26 protein-coding genes are annotated in these 22,206 nt (G+C 64.0%); 21 read left to right on the plus strand and 5 right to left on the minus strand.

All coding sequences use genetic code 11. The features are described 5' to 3' along the window. The first annotated feature begins 13 nt into the window (after window positions 1-13). Both ilvD and Q0C23_RS01965 read left to right on the plus strand, forming a co-directional pair. A complete protein-coding gene (gene ilvD, locus Q0C23_RS01960; RefSeq protein ID WP_291510698.1) occupies window positions 14-1,690 on the plus strand; it encodes a dihydroxy-acid dehydratase in 1,677 nt (558 codons plus the stop codon). 6 nt (window positions 1,691-1,696) lie between these two features. After that, window positions 1,697-2,710 carry an NYN domain-containing protein gene (locus tag Q0C23_RS01965; RefSeq protein WP_291510699.1) on the plus strand — a complete coding sequence of 338 codons (1,014 nt, stop codon included), beginning with the start codon at window positions 1,697-1,699 and terminating at the stop codon, window positions 2,708-2,710. Window positions 2,711-2,745: 35 nt separating this feature from the next. Here Q0C23_RS01965 and argA read toward each other — a convergent pair whose 3' ends face one another. The 4 genes from argA to Q0C23_RS01985 form a co-directional block, all read right to left on the minus strand. Next, entirely contained in the window at window positions 2,746-4,062 is a 1,317-nt protein-coding gene (gene argA, locus Q0C23_RS01970; RefSeq protein ID WP_291510700.1) for an amino-acid N-acetyltransferase, read from the minus strand. A gap of 25 nt (window positions 4,063-4,087) precedes the next feature. Continuing rightward, on the minus strand, window positions 4,088-4,393 hold the full coding sequence (locus tag Q0C23_RS01975; protein WP_291510701.1) for a BolA family transcriptional regulator: 306 nt from the start codon (window positions 4,391-4,393) through the stop codon (window positions 4,088-4,090). Further along, window positions 4,390-4,689, minus strand: a complete 300-nt coding sequence (locus Q0C23_RS01980) for a YciI family protein (RefSeq protein WP_291510702.1) — start codon at window positions 4,687-4,689, stop codon at window positions 4,390-4,392. Before Q0C23_RS01980 ends, Q0C23_RS01975 begins: the two co-directional genes overlap by 4 nt. 78 nt (window positions 4,690-4,767) lie before the next feature. Next, complete coding sequence (locus Q0C23_RS01985) at window positions 4,768-5,322, minus strand: septation protein A (RefSeq protein ID WP_291510703.1); 555 nt, start codon at window positions 5,320-5,322, stop codon at window positions 4,768-4,770. Between the two features lie 62 nt (window positions 5,323-5,384). Between Q0C23_RS01985 and Q0C23_RS01990 the strand changes: the two genes are divergently transcribed. Continuing rightward, window positions 5,385-6,299, plus strand: coding sequence for an ATP-binding protein (locus Q0C23_RS01990; RefSeq protein WP_291510704.1), 915 nt, complete (start codon window positions 5,385-5,387; stop codon window positions 6,297-6,299). Here the strand turns inward: Q0C23_RS01990 and Q0C23_RS01995 are convergent. Then, complete coding sequence (locus tag Q0C23_RS01995; RefSeq protein ID WP_291510705.1) at window positions 6,259-7,062, minus strand: inositol monophosphatase family protein; 804 nt, start codon at window positions 7,060-7,062, stop codon at window positions 6,259-6,261. The two genes, Q0C23_RS01990 and Q0C23_RS01995, sit on opposite strands and share 41 nt — an antisense overlap. 31 nt (window positions 7,063-7,093) lie before the next feature. On the opposite strand from Q0C23_RS01995, the gene Q0C23_RS02000 reads away from it, so the two are divergent. From Q0C23_RS02000 to rpsB, 18 genes are all read left to right on the plus strand, one after another. Continuing rightward, window positions 7,094-7,891 carry an RNA methyltransferase gene (locus Q0C23_RS02000; RefSeq protein WP_291510706.1) on the plus strand — a complete coding sequence of 266 codons (798 nt, stop codon included), beginning with the start codon at window positions 7,094-7,096 and terminating at the stop codon, window positions 7,889-7,891. Window positions 7,892-7,938: 47 nt separating this feature from the next. Beyond that, window positions 7,939-8,676 carry a serine O-acetyltransferase gene (cysE, locus tag Q0C23_RS02005; protein WP_291510707.1) on the plus strand — a complete coding sequence of 246 codons (738 nt, stop codon included), beginning with the start codon at window positions 7,939-7,941 and terminating at the stop codon, window positions 8,674-8,676. A 68-nt stretch (window positions 8,677-8,744) separates the two neighbouring features. Then, complete coding sequence (locus Q0C23_RS02010; protein WP_291510708.1) at window positions 8,745-9,230, plus strand: Rrf2 family transcriptional regulator; 486 nt, start codon at window positions 8,745-8,747, stop codon at window positions 9,228-9,230. A gap of 46 nt (window positions 9,231-9,276) precedes the next feature. Further along, window positions 9,277-10,512, plus strand: coding sequence for an IscS subfamily cysteine desulfurase (locus Q0C23_RS02015; RefSeq protein ID WP_367273171.1), 1,236 nt, complete (start codon window positions 9,277-9,279; stop codon window positions 10,510-10,512). 47 nt (window positions 10,513-10,559) lie between these two features. After that, a complete protein-coding gene (gene iscU / locus Q0C23_RS02020; RefSeq protein ID WP_291510710.1) occupies window positions 10,560-10,985 on the plus strand; it encodes a Fe-S cluster assembly scaffold IscU in 426 nt (141 codons plus the stop codon). A gap of 9 nt (window positions 10,986-10,994) precedes the next feature. Next, the gene (gene iscA, locus Q0C23_RS02025) at window positions 10,995-11,318 is read left to right on the plus strand and encodes an iron-sulfur cluster assembly protein IscA (protein ID WP_291510711.1); all 324 of its coding nucleotides are present in this window, start codon (window positions 10,995-10,997) and stop codon (window positions 11,316-11,318) included. Between the two features lie 5 nt (window positions 11,319-11,323). After that, the gene (hscB, locus tag Q0C23_RS02030; protein ID WP_291510712.1) at window positions 11,324-11,941 is read left to right on the plus strand and encodes a Fe-S protein assembly co-chaperone HscB; all 618 of its coding nucleotides are present in this window, start codon (window positions 11,324-11,326) and stop codon (window positions 11,939-11,941) included. A gap of 33 nt (window positions 11,942-11,974) precedes the next feature. Continuing rightward, entirely contained in the window at window positions 11,975-13,840 is a 1,866-nt protein-coding gene (gene hscA / locus Q0C23_RS02035; RefSeq protein ID WP_291510713.1) for a Fe-S protein assembly chaperone HscA, read from the plus strand. Continuing rightward, a complete protein-coding gene (gene fdx, locus Q0C23_RS02040) occupies window positions 13,841-14,179 on the plus strand; it encodes an ISC system 2Fe-2S type ferredoxin (RefSeq protein WP_291510714.1) in 339 nt (112 codons plus the stop codon). Continuing rightward, window positions 14,179-14,373 (plus strand): Fe-S cluster assembly protein IscX, encoded by a 195-nt coding sequence (iscX, locus tag Q0C23_RS02045; protein WP_291510715.1) that lies wholly within the window; start codon window positions 14,179-14,181, stop codon window positions 14,371-14,373. The genes fdx and iscX overlap by 1 nt, the downstream gene beginning before the upstream one ends. 7 nt (window positions 14,374-14,380) lie before the next feature. Then, a complete protein-coding gene (gene mnmA / locus Q0C23_RS02050; RefSeq protein WP_291510716.1) occupies window positions 14,381-15,427 on the plus strand; it encodes a tRNA 2-thiouridine(34) synthase MnmA in 1,047 nt (348 codons plus the stop codon). Between the two features lie 3 nt (window positions 15,428-15,430). Next, window positions 15,431-16,213, plus strand: a complete 783-nt coding sequence (gene phoB / locus Q0C23_RS02055) for a phosphate regulon transcriptional regulator PhoB (RefSeq protein ID WP_367273170.1) — start codon at window positions 15,431-15,433, stop codon at window positions 16,211-16,213. Next, complete coding sequence (phoR, locus tag Q0C23_RS02060; protein WP_291510718.1) at window positions 16,210-17,565, plus strand: phosphate regulon sensor histidine kinase PhoR; 1,356 nt, start codon at window positions 16,210-16,212, stop codon at window positions 17,563-17,565. The genes phoB and phoR overlap by 4 nt, the downstream gene beginning before the upstream one ends. A gap of 45 nt (window positions 17,566-17,610) precedes the next feature. Further along, window positions 17,611-18,378, plus strand: a complete 768-nt coding sequence (pstB, locus tag Q0C23_RS02065) for a phosphate ABC transporter ATP-binding protein PstB (protein ID WP_291510719.1) — start codon at window positions 17,611-17,613, stop codon at window positions 18,376-18,378. A gap of 11 nt (window positions 18,379-18,389) precedes the next feature. After that, on the plus strand, window positions 18,390-19,109 hold the full coding sequence (gene phoU / locus Q0C23_RS02070; protein ID WP_291510720.1) for a phosphate signaling complex protein PhoU: 720 nt from the start codon (window positions 18,390-18,392) through the stop codon (window positions 19,107-19,109). Beyond that, window positions 19,106-20,614, plus strand: a complete 1,509-nt coding sequence (locus tag Q0C23_RS02075) for a Ppx/GppA phosphatase family protein (protein ID WP_291510721.1) — start codon at window positions 19,106-19,108, stop codon at window positions 20,612-20,614. The genes phoU and Q0C23_RS02075 overlap by 4 nt, the downstream gene beginning before the upstream one ends. An 85-nt stretch (window positions 20,615-20,699) precedes the next feature. Further along, window positions 20,700-21,248 carry a DedA family protein gene (locus Q0C23_RS02080; RefSeq protein WP_291510722.1) on the plus strand — a complete coding sequence of 183 codons (549 nt, stop codon included), beginning with the start codon at window positions 20,700-20,702 and terminating at the stop codon, window positions 21,246-21,248. 177 nt (window positions 21,249-21,425) lie between these two features. Next, on the plus strand, window positions 21,426-22,181 hold the full coding sequence (rpsB, locus tag Q0C23_RS02085) for a 30S ribosomal protein S2 (protein WP_291510723.1): 756 nt from the start codon (window positions 21,426-21,428) through the stop codon (window positions 22,179-22,181). Window positions 22,182-22,206 lie beyond the last annotated feature (25 nt).

The raw sequence follows: 22,206 nt of genomic DNA on the forward strand, positions 1-22,206 counted from the left end.
CCATGAGGTACCCATGCGTTCCGATACCATCAAAAAAGGTTTTGAAAGAACTCCCCATCGCTCCTTGCTGAAAGCCTGCGGGGTGACCGATGCGGATATGGACAAACCCTTCATCGGCGTGGCCAACTCCTACATCGACATCATTCCGGGCCACGTGCACCTGCAGGAGTTCGGGCGTATCGTGAAGGAGGCCATCCGCGCGGCGGGAGGGGTGCCCTTCGAGTTCAACACCATCGGTGTGGACGACGGCATCATCATGGGTCACGATGGAATGCGGTACTCTTTGCCCAGCCGGGAACTCATCGCGGATTCCATCGAGACGGTGGTTCAGGCTCACCACCTGGACGCTCTGATCTGTATCCCCAATTGCGACAAGATCGTGCCCGGCATGCTCATGGGCGCGATCCGCTGCGATGTGCCGACGGTCTTCGTCTCCGGCGGGCCCATGGAGGCGGGCCATCTGGCGGACGGTACGCCCATCGATCTGGTCACGGCCTTCGAGGCCGTGGGTCAGTTCAAACGCGGTCAGATCGATGCCGAGCGACTCAAGGAGATCGAGGACAAGGCCTGTCCCACCTGTGGGTCCTGTTCCGGTATGTTTACGGCCAACAGCATGAACTGTCTCATGGAGGTGCTGGGGGTGGCCTTGCCCGGTAACGGCACCATTCTGGCTACCGCCAGCGCGCGCCGGGATCTGGTGCGACGGGCCGCAGAGCGGGTCGTTATCCTGGCCAAGGCGGGTGGGCCGACCATGCGGCAGATGGTGGATTTCGAGGCCATCGACAATGCCTTCATCCTCGATATGGCCATGGGCGGATCGACCAACACCGTGCTGCACACCCTGGCTCTGGCGCGGGAAGCGGGCGTGGATTTTCCCTTGGCCCGCCTCAACGAGCTGGCGCAGCAGGTCGCCTATCTGGCCAAGGTCTCGCCGGCTCTGTCTACGGTGCACATCGAGGATATCGGCCGCGCCGGCGGCATTCCGGCCATTCTGCACGAGGTCCACGTCCGCAATCCCAAGGTTCTGCACCTGGATAAGCCCACCGTCAGCGGTCAGACCCTGCGCGAGATCGTCGAGTCGGCTCGGGTCAAGGATAGCAAGATCATTCGCCTCGCCACAGAACCCTTCTCGCCGACGGGCGGTTTGCGGGTATTGTTCGGCAATCTCGCGCCCCAAGGCAGTATCGTCAAGGTGGGCGCCGTCCTGCCGGCGATGCGTCAATTCAGCGGTCCGGCCAGGGTCTTCGAGAGTATGGAGTCGGCCTCCGAGGGGATTCTGGCAGGTCAGGTGCAGCCCGGCGACGTGGTAGTGATCCGCTACGAAGGGCCCAAGGGTGGCCCTGGCATGCCCGAGATGCTGACGCCGACGGCCAACATCATGGGCATGGGTCTGGGGGAGTCGGTGGCCCTGATCACCGATGGCCGCTTCAGTGGTGCCACCCGCGGCGCCTGCATCGGCCACATCTCGCCAGAGGCCGCCGAGGGCGGCCCCATCGCCCTCATCCAGAATGGCGACATCATCGATCTGGATCTCGATGCCGGCAAGATCGACGTACGTCTGAGCGAGGCCGAGCTGGCGCAGCGGCGTAGCCACTGGCAGCCTGTGGAAAAACCGCTGCGATCGCCCTGGCTGCGGCGCTACCGCAAGCTGGTCACCAATGCCGCCATGGGCGCCGTGCTGGAGTCCTGAGTTTTCATGGGTGGTCAATCGCGACAGGGTATCGGCGTCTATGTGGACGCCGAAAACATCCGCTACAACGGCGGCTACGCCATGCGCTACGACGTGCTGCGACGCTTTGCCGGGCGCGGCGACGATGCCCGCCTGCTGCGCCTCAATACCTACATGGCCATCGACGAAGAGCGCCTGCGGCGGGATCCGGACTATCGCGACGGCATCCGCGGCTATCAGCAGGCCGTGCGCGATCTGGGGTGGAAGATCATCGAGAAGCCGGTGCGCTGGTTTACGGACGAGGAGGGCAATCGCCTGTCCAAGGCCAATGCCGACCTGGATCTGGCGGTGGATGTCATGCTCCAGTCCGAGCGCCTGGACCAGGTGCTTCTGGTTACTGGCGATGGCGATTTTCTGCAGGTGGTGCGGGCCCTGCAAAACCGTGGCTGCCGGGTCGAGGTGCTGGCCTTTCGCAACGTCTCTCGCGACCTGCAGCACGAGGCCGATGCCTTCTACTCCGGTTTTCTGATTCCAGGGCTCCTGCCGGTGCGCGGCGACACGCGGGTGGCCTGGGGCGAATTCGGCTCGCGCATACGCGGTATCTGCACACGCTGGGAGGAAGATCGCGGCTTCGGTTTTGTGCGTTTTCTGCGCCAGATATCCGACCGCCTGTGGGTCACGGATACCCGTCAAGAAGAGTCGCCCTACGCCTCGGCCTTTCTGCATATCTCCGATTTACCTCGCGATTTGGACGTGTCCGATCTCCCGAGCCGCGACATCGTGCTGGAATTTGACCTGGAACCCAGTGAGATGGAGCGGGGCGGCTTTGTCGCCAAGCGCTGCTCCGTGCCCTATCGTTACGATGGCCGGCCGCTGCCCATGGGACAGGTGGGACGCAACGCGGCGGAGTCGAGCACGCTTCAGCAGGGCGCGCCGGAACATCGTGGCGGCGATGTCGAAACGGATACCACCGCATCGGGGTCGCGGGCCGAGGCCTCGACATCCGCCGGTGCAGCATCTCTGGTCGACGACGAGGACTGAAGCACTCCCCCGCGTCTGGCGCGTAGCCCGTCCCCTCAGTCCTCGTCCACGGAGCGGATGAATACGGCGCTGCGCCGTTGCAGGTTGTACAGGGCCTGGCGCGGCATGGGTAGGTCGGCGATGTCGGCCCGCTGAAAGGCTCTCTCCAGAAACCAATGACTGCTCTGGGTGCTGAGGACGAAGAGGCGCTGCAGACCCTGCTGGCGCGCCTGCAATAGACAATACTCCAGCAAGGCCTCGCCGCGGCCCTGGCGGCGATAGGCATCGTCCACCGCAAGACAGGCCATTTCCGCCATGCCGAACTCCGGGTAGGGATAGAGGGCCACGCAGGCGATGATCTTGCCATCCCGCTCCATGACGATGAAGCGGTCCACTTCCTGCTCCAGGCGCTCGCGACTGCGTCGCACGAGGATGCCTGCCTCTTCCATGGGACGGATGAGGGCGAGGATGCCGGGAATGTCCTCGATCCTCGCCTCGCGCAGATGCTCGAAGGGATCTCGGGACAGCATCGTGCCCAGGCCATCGCGGGTGAACAGTTCCCGCAGCAGGGCGCCATCTACCCGCCGCGGGATGAGGTGGACCCGGTCCACACCTTCCGTACAGACGCGGCGGGCGCTATGCAGATGCTCGAGGACGGCGGCGTCTGCCTGGGGGATGCCGAGGAAGCGATCGATCTCCGAGAGGGTGATCTGCCGAACGAGCTGGCCGTTCTCGTCCACCACGCCAGGGGCGTCCGTGTAGAAGATGAGTTTGGCGGCCTGCAGGGCAGTGGCTGCGGCGACGGCGACATCCTCGGCGCGGATGTTGAACAGGGTCCCGGTGGGTGACACGCCTACCGGTGAGAGCAGGATCACCTCGTCGGCATCCAGATGCCGGCGCATGGCCTCCACAGCGACGCGGCGCACGGCACCGGTGTACTGATAGTCGACGCCATCGAGGATACCCAGGGGGCGGGCAATGACGAAATTGCCTCCCGTCACCTCCAGGCCGGCGTGGGCCATGGGCGAGTCCAGTCGCCCCTCCGAGAGAATAGCCTCCACCTCCAGACGGGCACCGCCCACCGCCTCGCGCAGCGCCGCCATGTTGGCCGCGGTGGTGATCCGGTGGCCGCCCACCCGTTGCGATTCCAAGCCCTGGCGTGCCAGGGCGGCATCGATCTGCGGCCCGGCGCCATGCACCAGCACGAGACTCACCCCGAGACTGTTGAGCAGGGCGAGATCCTGAGCGATGCCGGCGACGCTGCCATCGGCAATGGCATCGCCACCGAAGTTGATGACAAAGATCTGGCCGCGGAAACGATGAATGTAGGGCGAAGATTCCCGAAAATGGCGGACGAAACTTTCCCCGGCCATGTTCAGCGCGTGGCGGACGCGTGCTTCAGAGTATCACCGGACGGCCGCGTCCGGCGCCGCGGTGGGCAGCCCGCTCGGCATGCTCTTGCGGAGTCCAGGCGCGGATGGCCAAGGCGTGGATCTGGGGAACCTTGGCGCTGGCATCGTAGACGAGGCGATGTCGGTCCAGCAGGGGCAGGCCCTCGAAACGGCGGCTGACGACGGTCAGCTCGTAGTGCCCGCCCTCGCTGGCGCCGCTGTGATCGGCGTGCGCCTCCGTGCGGTCGCGGATCTCCAGGACCTCCGGCGCCAGAGCCTCGCGCAGGGCCGTTTCCAGAAGGGTTTTGCTCATGGGAATACCACCTTGTAAGGACGGACGCTGACATCGGCATAGACGCCGGCAGCGAGATAGGGTTCCGCCGCAGCCCAGTGCTGGGCCTCTTCCAGGGAATCGAAGCGGGCGACGATGAGACTGCCCAGGTAACCGGCGGCACCGGGGTCGTCCCGGTCTACCGCCGGGAAGGGCCCCGCCGTCAACAGCCGACCCTCGGCCTGTAGCTGGTGCAGGCGGGCCAGGTGATCGGCACGGGCGGACGCCCTCTTGCTGAGCGAGTTGGGGTTATCGATGCCGATGATGCAGTAGTACATGGTGTGCGTTCCAGCGCAGTGGGATATCGGGTCTATGGTAGCACAGGGTCCGGTCGCGCGATCCCCTCGAGAGTGTCCCTAGGAATTGCTGCCGTCGCTGCTCTCGGCGGGCAAGGCGCGAGAGATGAGCACGGCCTGGAAGACCACGAATATCACGGTCAGGGCCAGCAGGCCAAAGAGTTTGAAGTCCACCCAAAGGCTGGTGGGCAAGGTGTAGGCGACGACCAGGTTCAGCGCAGCGCCGAAGACAAAGAAGGCAATCCAATAGGCATTGAGGCGGCGCCAGAACGCCCCCGGCAGGGCCGCTGGCAGCTGCGCGCCCATGAGACGCTGGAGCAGGGGCTGGTCGCGCCAATGCGTGAAGAGCAGCGCGGCGGCAAAGAGCAAATAGAGGATGCTGGGTTTCCACTTGATGAAAAGATCGTTGTGCAGGTAAATCGTCAGACCGCCGAATACCAGAACCAGCAGTGTGGAGATCCAGGTCATGGTCTCCACCCGACCCTGGCGCCGCCACTGCCATAGCATCAGCAGGACGGACGCGACGATGAGCACCTCCGTCGCGGTGTAGATGCCGTGGATCTTGTAGGCGACGAAAAAGAGAATGATGGGTAGAAAGTCGACCAGGAGTTTCATGGCACCGCGATTCGCTGTAGGGTTAACGCAGGTATTTGAGCACAGCAGGGAGGGTTTGCCCAGTGGAAGGTCCGGAGCTTCTGGAATTGCTTGCGCACAGTCTGGGAGGGCAGGGAACCCGGTCGGGACCCGATTTTGCCGTCAGCATTGCCGCGCGTTGGCGTCATCGGCCTTGGGGCGGGTATCTGGAGGCGGTGCGACGTGCCGATCTGCCTGCCTTGGACAGCCTGCTGGGCATCGACGAGGCGAAGGCGACGCTACTGGAAAATACCCGGCAGTTCGTCGCGGGATTGCCGGCCAACGACGCCTTGCTCTGGGGTGGGCGTGGAACCGGCAAATCCTCCCTGGTGAAAGCCTTGCTGGGAGCCTTCCACCAGAGCGGCCTGCGGCTGGTGGAGCTGGACGCTGCCGGCATCCTCGACCTGCCGGAGATCCTGGCCGCACTGGAGCAGGCCGACCCCGATTCCCGCTACCGTTTCATCCTCTTCTGCGACGACCTTTCCTTCGGCAGCGAGGATCCGGCCTACAAGGCCCTCAAGTCGCTACTGGATGGGGGGATAGAGGCACGTCCCGACAACGTTCTGCTCTACGCCACCAGCAACCGTCGCCACCTGTTGCCGCGCCACTTTGCCGACAACGAGGAATACCACCGCCACGGCGAAGAGATCATCCCGGGGGAGACCGCCGAAGAGAAGATCAGTCTATCGGAGCGGTTCGGACTGTGGCTCGGCTTCTACCCCTTTGACCAGGAGCGCTATCTGCAGATCGTCGCCGAGCACCTGCGCCTTCTGGGCAGCACCGCCGACGGCGTGCTCTGGCGCGACGAGGCCCTGCGCTGGTCGCTGCAGCGCGGTTCCCGCAGCGGTCGGGTGGCGCGCCAATTCGCGCGACACTGGGTGGGATCGCGGAGCCTGGCCATGGGCCGGGATGGAAGCCTCAGGTCGGGGCGCGAGAACGGTCGAGATGCTTCTGGATAGTGCCGAGCAATTGGGCATGAATCTTGATGTTACCGGCAACGATGTTGCCCGAGGCAAAGAAGCCTTGTTCGCCCTGGAAGTCCGTGGCGACCCCTCCGGCCTCCTGCACGAGCAGAGCGCCAGCGGCCATATCCCAGGGTTTGAGGCGAAACTCGAAAAAGCCGTCGTAGCGCCCGGCGGCGACATAAGCCAGATCCAGAGCCGCGGAGCCAGCCCTGCGCAGGCCGGCGGTATGCTGCATCAGGTCCTTGAAAATGGCCAGGTAGTCGTCCAGGTAGCTGAAATCCCGAAAGGGGAAGCCGGTGGCAATGAGGCTCGGATCCAGATCGCGCTGGGCCGATACCCGGATGCGGCGATCGTTCAGGTGGGCTCCGCCGCCACGACTGGCCGTAAAGAGTTCGTTGCGCAGGGGGTCGTAGATGACGGCGTGCTCCAGGCGATCGAAGTGGCGCACTCCGATGGAGACACAGAGGGTGGGCACGGCGTGAATGAAATTGGTGGTGCCGTCCAAAGGATCGATGATCCACTCGTAGTCGCGATCGCTGACACGAGCGCCTTCTTCGCCGAGGATGCCGTGGTCGGGATAAGCGCGCTGAATGGTCTCGACGATGACGGCTTCGCAGCGTTGGTCGATCTCGGTGACAAAATCGTTGTGCCCTTTGCTGGACACCTGAATCTCGTTGACCCGGTCGATGGCCCGATTGATGATGTCGCCCGCCTTGCGTGCAGCGCGTACGGCCGTAACGAGAATAGGGTGTTGCATGAAGACTCCGCTGGCTGGGGATGGTGAATGCATGACTGAGTATAAGGAAGAAGCGGCGCTCCTGCACGAAAAGACGTCCGTGGCGCCCGATCTGCGCATCGTTCTGGTGGAAACCAGCCACCCCGGCAATATCGGCTCCGCTGCCCGTGCCATGAAGGTCATGGGTCTGGAGCGTTTGATCCTGGTGCGCCCCCAGCGTTTCCCCGACCCCCAGGCGACGGCGCTGGCCTCGGGCGCCGAGGATCTGCTGGAGCGCGCCGAGATTCACGACGATCTGTCCACGGCGGTGGCGGACTGCCAACGGGTCTACGGGACCACCGCTCGCGATCGGCATATTGCCTGGCCGCAGCTCGAGGCGCGTCCGGCGGCGGCGCAGATCGTGGCGCTGGGCGCCCATGCGCCGGTGGCCATCCTTTTTGGTAACGAGCGTGCGGGGCTCAGCAATGACGAGCTGGACCTCTGTCAATGCCTGATCCAGATCCCGACGGCCGAGGTCTATCGCTCTCTCAACCTCGCCCAGGCGGTGCAGATCCTGGCCTATGAGCTGCTGCTGGCGCAGCGGGCGGCGGTCTTCCCATCATCCCCAGGCGTGTCGGAGGCTGCGGCACCTCGTGCCGCCATGGAGGGTTTCTATGGGCATCTGCGTCGGGTGCTGCGTCAGGCGGGTTTCCTGCAGGCGCCGCGAGAGGCGCACATGATGCGGCGCCTGCGCCGGCTCTTCGACCGGGCGCAGCCCGACCTCAACGAGGTTTATATCCTGCGCGGTATCCTCACCGAGGTGGAACGCTGGGCCGGGCAGGTGGACAAGCAGGACGAGCATCGTCTCTAATGCCGGGATGATACGGGGCAAAAAGCGCAGTAGGGGGATGAAGACACATGGGCGGTAGCTGGCGTGAGGAAATGAATGCCATCTTTGCCCGCGACCCGGCGGCGCGCACGCGCCTGGAGATCCTGCTGACCTATCCGGGCGTGCATGCCCTGCTGGTCTATCGTCTGGCACACGCCCTGTGGGTGCGCGGCTGGCGCCTGCCGGCGCGCCTGCTCTCGGCCTTTGGACGCTGGGCCACGGGCATCGAGATTCACCCCGGCGCGGTCATTGGCAAAGCCTTCTTCATCGACCACGGCATGGGGGTCGTCATCGGCGAAACGGCCGAAATCGGCGACGACTGTACCCTCTACCACGGCGTCACCCTCGGTGGGACTTCCTGGCAGCCCGGCAAGCGGCATCCCACCCTCGGGCGGGGGGTGATCGTCGGAGCCGGCGCCAAGGTCCTCGGTCCCATCCACGTCGGCGACGGCGCTCGGATCGGCTCCAATGCCGTGGTGGTCAAGGACGTGCCCGCCGGTGCCACCGTCGTCGGTGTGCCCGGTCGAGTTGTCACCAAAGGGGGTGGATCGGCGCAGTTCGACGCCTATGGCCTCAGTGGCCAGATGCCCGATCCGGTGGCACGGGCGGTGGAGTGCATGCTGGAGCACATGCACCGGCAGGATGCCGAGATTGCCCAGCTGCGGGAGGCCCTGCAGCGTCTGCAGCCCAGCGCCGGCAATATTGCCGTGGAGGAGCTGCACTGCGCCTTGGACGAGGATGCAACCGGGGCCGGGACGAGGGATTGAACCTCGGCCCGGAATAGTTGACTAATTCAGTAGGAATTAGTAGGATGCTCCCAGAGTGAGGTGAAGCAATGAAATTGACGACCAAAGGCCGCTACGCGGTCACTGCGATGCTCGATCTGGCCCTGCACCAAGAGAGTGGGGTGGTGACCGTCGCCGATATCTCGCAGAGACAGCAGATCTCGGTGGCCTATCTGGAGCAGCTTTTTGGTCGGCTGCGCCGGCGGGGGCTGGTCGAGAGCGTGCGTGGCCCCGGTGGTGGTTATCGCCTTGCCGATCCTAGGGCAGAAATTCCCTTGACCCAGATCGTCGAGGCGGTCAACGAATCTATCCACACCACCCAGTGTGGCGGCGATCCGGTGCAGTGTTGCAAAGGCGAAGGCCAGCAGTGTCTGACCCACGATCTCTGGGAAGCTCTGGGGCAGCGGATAGCGGATTTTCTGGGTGGCATCACCCTGGCTCAATTGGTGGAAGAGCAGCGGCGCAAGGAGCAACAAGTGGCCGCTCCGATGCGCCTGACGGCGCGTGTCCGACCCAGTGAGCCCCTACACGGTTGAGGAGAATGTGACGATGAATCAGGTCAAGTCCCTGTCGGATTGGAAGATGCAGTCGCTGGAAAGCATCCAGCAGCAACGTCCCATCTATCTCGACTATCAATCGACCACGCCGGTGGACCCGCTGGTCCTCGAGCAGATGCTGCCCTACCTGACCCAGGAATTCGGCAATCCGGCGAGCCGCTCGCACAGCTACGGCTGGACCGCCGAGGAGGCGGTGGAGCGGGCGCGGCAGCAGGTGGCCGATGCCATCCACGCCGACCCCAAGGAAATCGTCTGGACATCGGGCGCGACGGAGTCGACCAACCTGGCCCTGAAGGGTGCGGCCCATTTCTATTCCGGCAAGGGCAAGCACCTCATTACGCTGCGTACCGAACACAAGGCGACTTTGGACACCTGCCGCCAGTTGGAGCGCGAGGGTTTCGAGGTGACCTATTTGGATGTGCAGGAGAATGGTCTGGTGGATCTCGACGCTTTCGTCGCAGCTCTGCGTCCAGACACCATTCTCGCCTCCGTGCTGTTCGTGAACAACGAGATCGGCGTCATTCAGCCCATGGAGGAGATCGGTCGCATCCTGCGGGAGCGGAAGATCCTCTTCCACGTCGATGCCGTCCAGGCCCTGGGCAAGGTGCCCGTGGACGTGGAGGCTATCCACGCCGATCTCATGAGCCTGTCAGGGCACAAGATCTACGGTCCCAAGGGTATCGGCGCCCTCTACGTGCGGCGCAAACCGCGGGTGCGGGTAGAGGCGCAGATCCACGGTGGCGGTCACGAGCGCGGCATGCGCTCCGGCACCCTGCCGACGCATCAGATCGTCGGCATGGGGGCGGCAGCGGAACTGGCGGTGCAGTCCATGGAAAGCGACTCCCGCCGTATTCGGCAACTGCGCGACCGGCTTTGGCATGGTATCCAGGAGCGGGTGGAGGAGGTCTATGTCAACGGTGACATGGAGCACCGGGTACCACACAATCTCAATGTGAGCTTTGCCTTCGTGGAAGGCGAGTCGCTACTGATGGCTCTAAAGGGGATTGCGGTATCCAGTGGTTCTGCCTGCACCTCGGCGAGTCTCGAGCCCTCCTACGTATTGCGGGCGCTGGGCAAGTCCGATGAGCTGGCCCACAGCTCCATACGCTTCGGCATCGGTCGCTACACCACCGAGGAAGAGATCGATACCACCATCGAACTCATTGCCGCCAAGGTGGGCAAGCTGCGTGAGCTCTCGCCACTATGGGAGATGCATCAGGAAGGTATCGACCTCAACAGTATTCAGTGGGCGGCGCACTGAGCTTTTTGCCCGTCGCAAGATCGGAATCGAGAAAGGAGTGAATTACCATGGCCTACAGTGAAAAAGTCATCGATCATTATGAGAATCCGCGCAATGTCGGGAGTTTCGACAAGGGCGATGAGTCCGTTGGCACCGGCATGGTGGGCGCGCCAGCCTGTGGTGACGTCATGCGTCTGCAGATCCGGGTGAACGAGCAGGGCATCATCGAGGACGCCCGCTTCAAGACCTACGGTTGCGGTTCTGCCATTGCCTCGTCGTCCTTGGTGACCGAGTGGGTGAAGGGCAAGACCCTGGACGAGGCCATGACCATCAAGAACAGTCAGATCGCCGAGGAGCTGGAGCTCCCTCCCGTGAAGATCCACTGCTCGGTGCTGGCGGAGGATGCCATCAAGGCCGCGGTGCAGGACTACCTCCAGAAGCACGGGGGTGCTGCCGAAAATCACAGCGTCGCCGCTGAAGCCGCGAGTCACTGAGGTAAGGCCATGGCCATCGTCATGACGGAACGGGCTGCCGATCAGGTGCGTCGCAGCCTCGCCAAACGCGGCAAGGGACAGGGTATCCGCATCGGGGTCAAGACCAGCGGTTGCTCGGGCCTTTCCTACGTGATGGAGTTCGTGGACGAGCCAAGGCCCGAGGATCGGGTGTTCAGCCACGAGGACGTACGACTCTTCGTGGATCCCAAAAGCCTGATCTATCTGGACGGGACGGAGCTGGATTTCACCCGGGAGGGTCTGAATCAGGGCTTTCGCTTCAACAACCCCAATGTCAAGAACACCTGTGGTTGCGGCGAGAGTTTCACGACCTGATGGCCGTGCTCCACTGTTCTCAGTGCGGGGCCGAGTACGCTCCCTGTAGCGTGCTTTGTCCCGCCTGCGGTGCCCTGCTGCCCTTTGATCCCTCCTGCAGCCTCTTTGCCGTTCTAGGGCTCGGTGAATCCTACGACCTGGATGGGACGGACCTGCGCACGCGCGCCGTGGAGCTGCAGCGGCGGCTCCATCCCGACCGTTTTGCCCAGGCTCCGGCATCCTTGCAGCGTCGCTCGCTGGAATGGAGCACGCGGATCAATGAAGCGGCGGCGGTGCTTGGGGATCCCTTGCGCCGCGCCGACTATCTGTTCGCGCGCCGCTACGGACGCTCAGCCCTTAGCGAAGCCCAGGGTAGCATTCGCGATCCGGAGCTCCTCATGCGGCAGATGGAGCTCCGGGAGCAGCTGGAAGCCATCAGCGAAGCGCGCGACCAGGCGGCCCTGGATGCCTTGCGCAGGCAGATCGCCGAAGATGAGCAGCGTTTGCAGCAGCAGGTGGCTCAAAATCTTGCGGTAGTCGAGGGTGGCAATGAGGCTCTGGCCGGCGCCCTGCAGGAGTGGCAGTATCTGCGCAAGTTGCGGGCCGAGCTGGATCGCAGTGAAGAGTCCTGGGATTTCGCCTAGGACGAGCCGGGCGTAAAGCACGAGGAGAGAACCATGGCGTTGATGCAGATTGCCGAACCGGGCCAGAGTGGCGCTCCCCACGAGCGGCGTCTGGCCATCGGTATCGATCTCGGCACGACCCATTCCCTGGTGGCGACAGTGCGCTCGGCCATACCCGAGACCATTCCCGATGCCGAGGGGCGCGTGCTGCTGCCCTCGGTAGTGCACTACGCTGCCGATGGACGGGTGGCAGTGGGCTACGAGGCCCGCGCCGCCGCTGTTGAGGATCCGCACAACACCATCGCTTCCGTGAAGCGCTTCATGGGGCGAGGAGCCGCCGATGTCGGCCGCCTTGCCGGGCACCTGCCCTTCGAGATCGTGCCTGGGGATGGCATGGTGCGGATCCGTACCGTCGCCGGCGACAAGAGTCCGGTGGAGGTCTCCGCCGAGATCCTCAAGGTTCTCAAGGAGCGGGCCGTGGCCGCCCTGGGTGAGGAGCCTCAGGGTGCGGTCATCACCGTGCCGGCCTATTTCGACGACGCGCAGCGGCAGGCCACCAAGGACGCCGCTGCCTTGGCCGGTCTGCCGGTGCTGCGTCTGCTGGCGGAACCCACGGCGGCAGCGGTGGCCTACGGCCTCGACAAGAACTCCCGCGGTCTCTATGCCGTTTTTGATCTGGGCGGCGGAACCTTCGATTTCTCTCTGTTGCGTCTGCAGCAGGGGGTTTTCGAGGTACTGGCGACCGCGGGGGATGCCGCCCTGGGTGGCGACGATATGGACCACGCCATAGCCGAGCACTTGCTGGCAGAGTTCCCCGACTACGCCGGGGATGCGGGTTTCCGGCGACAGAGCCTGCAGCTTGCGCGCGGCCTGAAGGAGCGTTTGAGCGAGGCGGATATGGCCAGTGCGCAGCTGGTGCTGCCCACCGGCGAGAGCCGCAGCTGGACGCTGCAGCGCCGCGATCTGGAGAATTGGATCCAGCCCATCCTGCAGAAAACCCTGACGCCCTGCCGGCGAGCCTTGCGCGATGCGGGGGTGGAGCGCTCTGCCATCGACGGCGTGGTACTGGTGGGGGGCGCGACCCGCGTGCCCTTGCTGCAGCGCATGGTGGCGGAATTCTTTGGCCGGGAACCCCTCACGGACATCGACCCCGATCGCGTGGTCGCACTGGGTGCGGCCATACAGGCCGATGCCCTGGTGGGCAATCAGCGCGAAGATCTTCTGCTCATGGACGTTCTGCCCTTGTCTTTGGGACTGGAAACCATGGGCGGGCTGGTGGAGAAGATCATTCCCCGCAATACTCCCATCCCCGTGTCCCGTGCCCAGGAGTTCACCACCTTCAAGGATGGCCAGACGGCCATGTCCATCCACGTGTTGCAGGGCGAGCGGGACCGGGTGGAGGACAATCGCTCGCTGGCGCGTTTCACTCTGCGTGGCATTCCTCCCATGGTCGCGGGACAGGCGCGTATCCGCGTGACTTTCCAGGTGGATGCCGATGGCCTGCTGGCGGTCAGCGCCGAGGAAACCAGTACCGGGGTACGCGCCGAGGTACAAGTGAAACCCTCCTACGGTCTCGACGATGCGGCCATCACCCAGATGCTCCAGGACGCGCTGCAGCATGCCGCCGACGACGTCGAGCATCGCCGCCTGGCTGAGGCCCGGGTGGAAGGTGAGCGGGCGCGCGAGGCCCTGGCAACGGCCATGGCCGCAGACGCAGCCTTGCTGTCGGAGTCGGAACGCCAAGCCATCGAGGCGGCTCGAGTCGATCTGGAGCGAGCTCTGGCGGGAACCGACGCCGACGCCATCACCGCGGCCACGGAGGCCCTGGAGAAGGCGGCCGAAGTGCTGGTGGAACGACGCATGAATCAGGCCGTGCGCAGCGCCATGGCCGGCCACTCCATCGACGAATGGAAGAACTGAATGACCCACATCCGTGTCCTGCCTCACCACGAACTCTGTCCCGAAGGCGCCGAATTCGATGCCGAACCCGGAGAGAGCATCATCGAAGCGGCGCTGCGCAACGGCGTGCACATCGAGCACGCCTGCGAGATGTCCTGTGCCTGTACCACCTGCCACGTGATCCTGCGGGAGGGTTTCGACAGTCTCGAACCCGCCGAGGAAAAGGAAGAGGATCTCCTGGACAAGGCCTGGGGCCTGGAGCCCACTTCCCGATTGAGCTGTCAGGCCAAGGTAGGCGACACCGATCTGGTCATCGAGGTTCCCAAGTACACCATCAATCTGGAAAAGGAGCGACACTGATGCGTTGGACGGACACGCAGGATATCGCCATCGCTCTGGATGAGGCCCACCCCGATGTGGACGTGGCGCGCATCCGCTTCACGGATCTCCATCGCTGGGTGACGGAACTGCCGGAGTTCGAGGACGACCCCCAGCGCTCCAACGAGGGTATCCTGGAGGCCATTCAGATGGCCTGGCTCGCCGAAAGGGATTGAGCCGGGCGTGGCGCGGATCGTCGTCGCCCTGTCGGGTGGGGTGGACTCGGCGGTGGCGGCAGCGCTTTTGGCCGAGGCGGGTCACGATCTGCTGGGTGTTACCCTCCGCCTCTGGCCGCAAAGTCGCTGCTGCGATGAGCGGGATATCGAGGATGCGGCGGACCTGTGCGCACAGCTGGGCATCCCTTACCAGGTGCTGGACTACCGGCAGCGTTTTCGCGAGGCCATCGTCGAGCCCTTCGTTGCCGACTATCTGGCCGGGCGCACGCCCAATCCTTGTGCGCGCTGCAATCAACTCCTGAAATTCGACGCCCTGTGGCAGGAAGCGGCCGCTCTGGGTGCGGACTTCCTGGCGACGGGACATTACGTTCGTCTGCAGCAGCAGGGAGAGGACTGGCAGCTCTGGCGCGCCTTGGACCATCGCAAGGATCAATCCTACTTCCTTTTTGCCCTGCCGGCGCAGCTTCTGCCCCGGCTGCGCTTCCCGCTGGGCGAGTGGCGCAAGGAAGAAGTGCGTGCTTGGGCGCAGCAGCGTGGTCTGAAGATTGCCGGAAAAGGGGACTCCCAGGATCTGTGTTTCATCCCGGGAGGCGATACCGGCGCCTTTGTCAAGGCACACGCCCCGGTAGCCGTTGAGGCTGGGGAGATCGTCGACGACACCGGGGCGGTGCTGGGGCGGCACGAGGGTCTGGTGCACTACACCGTCGGTCAACGTCGGGGTCTGGGTGGCGGAGCTGCAGAGCCGCGCTACGTCGTCGCCTTGGATAGCGCGCACAATCGCCTGCGGGTGGGCCCCGAGGCCGCCCTCTACCGAAACGAGACGGCGTTGCGGGACTGCAACTGGTTGACAAGTCAGAGGGCTGGGCCCGACACTCCCGTTGCGGTCAAGTTGCGCTACGCGGCCGCTCCCGTTGCGGCGACGCTGCAGCCGCTGGAGGGAGCCGCGGCAAAGCTGCGCTTCGCGGCGCCGCAGCGGGCCATTACTCCCGGTCAGGCGGCGGTGTGCTACGATGGCGAGCGCCTGCTGGGGGGCGGCTGGATCGTTGACGGGTGAGGCATGCGTTGGAATTGGGTTCTGAGGGAGGGGCGAGAACCAGTGTCCGATCTCGAGCAAGGCAAAACCGTCTACCGCATCCTGGTGGTGGAGGATGAGGAAGGCATCCAGGAGCTCTTGCGTCTGAGCCTGCAGAAGCAGGGCTTCGAGGTGACCTGTGTGGCGAGTGTGGAGCAGGCCGAGGAACGCCTGCAGGATCCCATGCCGCATCTCGTCGTTCTGGACTGGATGCTCCCCGGCGAGAGCGGCGTGGCCTGGTGCCGCAGTCTGCGTCGCCAGGAGCGGACCCAGAGCCTGCCCATCATCGTCCTCACCGCCCGCGGGGAGGAAGGGGATCGAGTCCATGGCCTCGAGTCGGGCGCCGATGATTATCTGTCCAAGCCCTTTTCCCCGCGGGAGCTGGGCGCCCGGGTTCAGGCACTGCTGCGCCGCAGCTACGGCGGACTGACACCCAGCCACGTTCGCATCGGCGACCTGCTGGTGGATATCAAGGCGCATCGCGTCATGCTCGACGAAGCGCTGGTGTCCATGGGCCCAACGGAGTTTCGCATGCTGCGTCTCTTCGCCACCAATCCCGACCGCGTCTACTCGCGCGAGGCGCTGCTGGATCACATCTGGGGACGGCAAAGCTTCATCGAGGAGCGTACGGTGGACGTCCACATTCGCCGTCTGCGTCGCGCCTTGGCCAAGGTGGGCTATGCCAACATCATCGAGACGGTGCGCGGTGAGGGTTACCGCTGCAACCCTCTGGCCCCCCGCGGGGTCATGGTGGAGGAGGATGCGTGAGTTTTCTGCGGGCCTGGTTCCCGCTGCTGCTGCCCCTGGGTCTCGCCCTGCTGTGGTGGTGGGGCCAGGTCCCGCTGCACCAGATCGCCGCCTTTCTCTGGGTGTCCGCCTTCGTCGCGGCACTGTGGGTGGGCTGGCACCGGCAGCAGGCCCTGCGCTTTCGCGCTTGGTTCCGGGAAAAGCGCACCAGCATGCCGCCCTTGAGTGCGGGGATCTGGGAGGAGACCTTTGCTGAGGGCTATCACTGGCGTCGGCATCAGGAAATCACCCAGCGCCAGTTGAGTGCCCAGATCGTGCAGCTGCGCGACGCCCTGCAGGCCATGCCCGACGCCGTCATCCTGATGGACGAGGATGGTCGTCTGCTCTGGGTGAATCCGGCGGCGGTACAGCTCCTCGGTCTGCACTGGCCCGACGATCTCGGCAAACCCTTTGCCTACTGGCTGCGGCTGCCGCAGATGCGTCAGTTTCTGGGGGGTGAGGGCAGCACAGCCATCCAGATGCCCATGCCCCGGGATCCGGAGCGGGTGGTGGAGGGGCTACGCTATCCCCTGGGCGATGCCGGGGCCTTGGTACTCTTTCGCGACATCACCCGCCTGCGCCAGCTGGAGCAGGTGCGCCAGGATTTCGTCGCCAACGTCTCCCACGAGTTGCGCAGCCCCCTGACCGTCATTCGCGGCTTTCTCGAGAATCTGCTGGACGGTCCGCTGGGCCGGGATGCCGAAGTCGGTCCGCAGTTGCGGCTGATGGAGACCCAGAGCCAGAGGATGCAGTCTCTGGTGGAGGATCTCCTGTCCCTGGCCCGCATGGAATCGACGGAGCCCGATCCGCAGCGCCTCCAGGAACTCTTTCCCGCGGAGCTCTTGCGGCGCAGCCTGAGCAGCCTCGCCCCCCAGATTCAAGAAAAGGCCCTGCAGCTGCAGCTGGAGGTGGACGAGGAGCTCGCCATCCTCGCCGAACCGCTGGATATCCAGAGCATCGTCCACAATCTCGTGGACAACGCCGTGAAATACTCTCCCGCAGGTCGTGCCATCCGCGTGTTCTGGCTCGAGCTGGCTACGGAGCTGCTGTTTGCGGTGGAAGATCAGGGCGATGGTATCGCGCCCGAGCATCTGCGTCGCATCACCGAGCGCTTCTATCGCGTCGATCGCGGTCGCTCCCGGCGTGTCGGCGGTACGGGCCTGGGCCTTGCCATCGTCCGCCATGCGGTGGAGCGTTACCACGGACGCCTGGAGATCGATAGCGAGCCTGGACATGGCTCGGTCTTCCGCGTCCATTTTCCCCAGGCCTTGGGTCGTCGCCGTAAGCTGCAGAGAGACCCCGAGGCGCAGGCCGCTGTCATCAAAGTGTCATAAAATACCGTTATACTCGGGAAGATTTTTACTCGGATGGGGGACAACATGGCGGAGCAAGGCAAGCCCAAGATCAAGGTAAGCCACCTGGATTTTTTCTATGGTAACAATAAGGCGCTGAAAGATATCAACATCGAGCTTCCCGAAAAGCAGGTGACGGCCTTCATCGGTCCCTCCGGTTGCGGCAAGTCGACCCTGCTGCGGGTATTCAACCGCATGTACTCCCTCTATCCGGGCCAACGGGCAACGGGGCAGGTGCTGCTGGACGGCGAGGACATCCTCAGTCCCAGCATCGACGTCAACCTGCTTCGGGCCAAGGTGGGGATGGTCTTCCAGAAGCCGACGCCTTTTCCCATGTCCATCTACGATAACATTGCCTTCGGCATCCGCCTCTACGAGAAGCTGCGCAAGGTGGAGATGGACGAGCGTGTCGAGCAGGCCCTGCGGCAGGCAGCCCTCTGGGATGAGGTCAAGGACAAGCTCAAGGCCAGTGGTCTGAGTCTCTCGGGCGGCCAGCAGCAGCGCCTCTGCATCGCCCGGGCGGTGGCCGTCAAGCCCGAGGTCATCCTTCTGGATGAGCCCACATCGGCCCTGGATCCCATCGCGACCCTGAAGATCGAGGAACTGGTCAGCGAGCTGCGCGATCGTTTCACCATCCTTATCGTCACGCACAACATGCAGCAGGCGGCCCGCGTGTCCAACTTCACTGCCTTCATGTACCTGGGGGAGATGGTGGAGTTTGGCCCGACCCAGCAGCTCTTCACCAACCCGCAACAGAAACAGACGGAAGATTACATCACCGGTCGCTACGGCTAAGGAGTACGGTCATGGACAAAGAACCCCACATCTCGCAGCGTTTCGACGAAGAACTTCAGGGTGTACACGAACTGGTCCTGACCATGGCAGGCGTCGTCGAGGATCAGTTCGCCAATGCCATGCTGGCTTTGCAGCACCAGGATAGTGAGTTGGCCAATGAGATCATTTCTCGGGACGCCGTGGTCAATGGCTATGAGGTCCGCATCGAGGAAGAGTGCATCGGTATTCTGGCGCGACGGCAGCCGGCGGCCGGCGATCTGCGTCTGGTGATGACCCTCATCAAGACCATCGCCGACCTGGAGCGCATCGGCGACAAGGCTGCCAAGATCGCCAACATGGTGCTGTCCATGGGGCACGGTTCCCAAGGGATCCACAGCAATTTTCTGCGGGACGTCCACGGCATGGGCGAGTATGCCCTGCGCATGCTGCGCGAGGCCATGGATGCACTGGCTCGGGCCGATGCCGATGCGGCCATCCGCATCGCCCGTGGTGACGAGGAACTCAATCAGGAGTACCGCGCGGCGACGCGGCGCCTGGTGACCTACATGATGGAGGATCCACGTACCATCACCGCCGCCATCGACGCTCTGTTCATCGCCAAGGCCGTGGAGCGCGTCGGTGATCATGCCCGCAACGTCTGCGAGTACGTGATCTACCTTGCCAAGGGGCGCAATGTCCGCCATATTCCCTTGGAACAGGTTGCCAAAGACCTCCAGAAAGGAGCTTCATGACCCTGCCGTCCTCAAGTCCCGAGCCTGCGCTGCTCGCCGCCGTCGATCTCGGCTCCAATTCTTTTCACATGGTGGTGGCGCAGGAGTGGGGGACGGAGCTGCGGCTATTGGACCGCTTGCGGGAGGGAGTGCGTCTGGCGGAGGGCCTGGGTGAGGATGGCAGCCTCGATCCCAAGGTGGCGAGCCGTGCCCTGGAGTGTCTGGCGCGCTTTGCTCAGCGCCTGCAAGGGGTGCCGCCGGAGCGGGTACGGGTCATCGGTACCAACACCCTGCGTCTGGCTACTCGCGCCGAGGACTTCGTTGCCGCCATTCAGAAAACCCTGGGTTTTCCTGTGGAGATCGTGGCGGGGCGGGAAGAGGCACGGCTCATCTACCTGGGTGTGGCCCACAGCCTGGCGGTGGATGCTGGTGAGCGGCGGCTGGTCATCGACATCGGCGGCGGCAGTACCGAGGTGATCGCTGGTACCGGGTTTCAGCCCTGGATCACCGAAAGCCTGAGTTACGGCTGCGTGGGCTCGACCCGAAAGTTCTTCGCCGATGGTCGGATCACCGAGGCCGCCATGGCAGCGCTGCAGAATCGGGTGCGCCTCGCCATCGAGCCGAGTCTGGGCGATTATTTTCGCCACGGCTGGGATCAGGCCATAGGATCCTCCGGCACCATCAAGGCGGTCCTGCGGATTCTTGGCGAGAACGGGCTGGGCAGCCGCATCACCCCAACGGGTTTGGAATGGCTGCGTGAGCAGGTACTGCAGCTGGGGCAGATCTCGGCCCTGCATAAACTGCGGGGTCTGAAGGCGGAGCGGGCGGCGGTCTTCCCGGGCGGTCTGGCCATCCTGTTGGCTCTGTTCGCCTCACTGCGCATACAGGAAATGCGCTTTTCCGAAGGCGCGCTGCGGGAAGGCGCGATCTATGATCTCCTCGGTCGCATCCATCACGAGGATAGTCGCGAGCTCAGTATTGCCAATCTGCAGCAGCGTTTTCACAGTCAGGTGCAGCGCAATGCCGAGGTGACGGAGTGGGCGGTGCGGCTGTTTGCTGCGGCGCGCCACGTTTGGGGCCTGCACGATGGTCATCTGGCCTGGCTGCGCTGGGCGGCCGCCACCCACGACATCGGTCTGGATATTGCGCACTCGGGCTTCCACAAGCACGGCGAGTATATCTGGCGCAACGCCGATATCGCGGGCTTTTCGCGGCGCGAGCAGAACCTCATCGCCTGTCTGGTGCGCTGCCAGCGGAAAAAGCTCCTGAGTCTCTCGCAGTTGCAGGCGTTTGGAGTGGCGGCGGAGGATGCCGAGCCCTTGCAGCAGCTGGCCGTGCTGCTGCGCCTGGCCATCGTCCTGCAGCGGGGCGCCGCCGGCCTTGCGCACACGCCGACCCTGACCATCCGTGGGCGGACGCTGGAGCTGCGCTTCCCGGCGGACTGGCGCGCCGTCGCCCCTCTGCTGGCCGCCGATCTGGAGCAGGAGCAGGGTCTGGTAGGCCCCGATTTTCAAGTGCTCTTCTAAACAGTAGCCTTGCAGGGAGGGGATCCTCATCGATCTGTTCAACGGGCTCCTGGAGAGCCTCGGCTACGCGCCCATCACCCTGGATATGGTGATAGAGTTCCTGCGCCAGTATGGCTACGGAATTCTTTTTCTCGGAACGCTCCTGGAGGGTGAGGCGGTGGTGGTCATTGCCGGCGCCCTGGCCCAAGCCGGGATTCTGGAATTGCCCTGGGTGATTGTCGCTGCCTTTGCCGGCAGCACCATCAACGATCAGGTGCTGTATCAGGTGGGTTACCACTATGGCGAACGGGTGCTTGGCTGGATTCCGCATTTTTTGCGCCGAACGGTGGTCAAGGCGGAAACACTCATTCGCCGCTACGGCAATGTCATCACCTTGGTGTTTCGCTTCATCTACGGCACCCGCACCATCACCCCCATTCTCCTGGGGGTACACCGCTACCCGCCGCGCCGGTATCTGTGGATGAATCCCCTGGCCGCGCTGATTTGGTCCGTGGTGTTGTCGATAGTGGGTTTTCTGCTTGGCGCCTCGTTGCGGCCGCTGCTGAAGAATGTCCACAACGTTCAGCTGGCATTGTTGGGGCTGCTCATCGTCGGCGCTGTCGTCGCCTGGTGGCTGCATCGCCGCCGATCCTGAGGGCCCGGGCGGCTGCCGCAAGCCCCGCGACGATTGCGGGTGCCGGGATTATTTGCTATAAACCGCGTGGGCTTGCGGGCCCAAATTCACACACCGATCGGCGCAGGCGCGCGGGTGTCCCTCGGGATCGTCGTCTGGGATCGGTGGCGGACAGAAACCCTTTTCAGGAGTATTTCCATGAGCAGTCCCAATGTCAGCATGCGCGCTCTGCTGGAAGCTGGTGCGCACTTCGGTCATCAGTCCCGCTACTGGCATCCCAAGATGGCCCCCTACATCTTCGGTGAGCGCAATAGAATCCATATCATCAATCTCGAGCATACGCTGCCCATGCTGCGTACGGCCCTGGCCTTCCTCGAGCAAGTCTCGCGCAAGCACGGCCGTGTGCTCTTCGTCGGCACCAAGCGCCAGGCGCGCGAGGCCATCGAGGAAGAGGCCCGTCGCTGTGGCGCCTTTTATGTGAATCAGCGCTGGCTGGGCGGTACCCTCACCAATTTCAAGACCATTCGCCAGTCGCTGCGCCGCTTTGAGGAGCTGGAGCAGATGACCGTCGATGGCACCCTGGAAAAGCTCACCAAGAAGGAAGCCCTGACTCTGACGCGCGAGCGCGAGAAGCTGGAGCGCAGTCTGGGCGGTATCAAGGATATGACCGGAGTACCCGATGCCCTCTTCGTCATCGACGTCGGGCACGAGAACATCGCTGTGGCTGAAGCCAAGAAGCTGGGGATTCCGGTGGTGGGTGTGGTGGACAGCAACTGCGATCCATCACCCATCGACTACCCCATTCCCGGCAACGACGACGCCACCCGCGCCATCCGCCTCTACGCGAGCCTGGCGGCGGACGCCATCCTCGCCGGTCGGCAGGGCAGCGAGGCGGATCTTCTGGACGATTTCGTGGAAGTCGAGGAAGAAGTCATCGAGATCGACGCCGACTGATAGGCGGTTCGCGCAAAGCACAGAC

The organism is Acidithiobacillus sp. (genome assembly GCF_023256195.1).
Lineage (GTDB): Bacteria > Pseudomonadota > Gammaproteobacteria > Acidithiobacillales > Acidithiobacillaceae > Acidithiobacillus_A.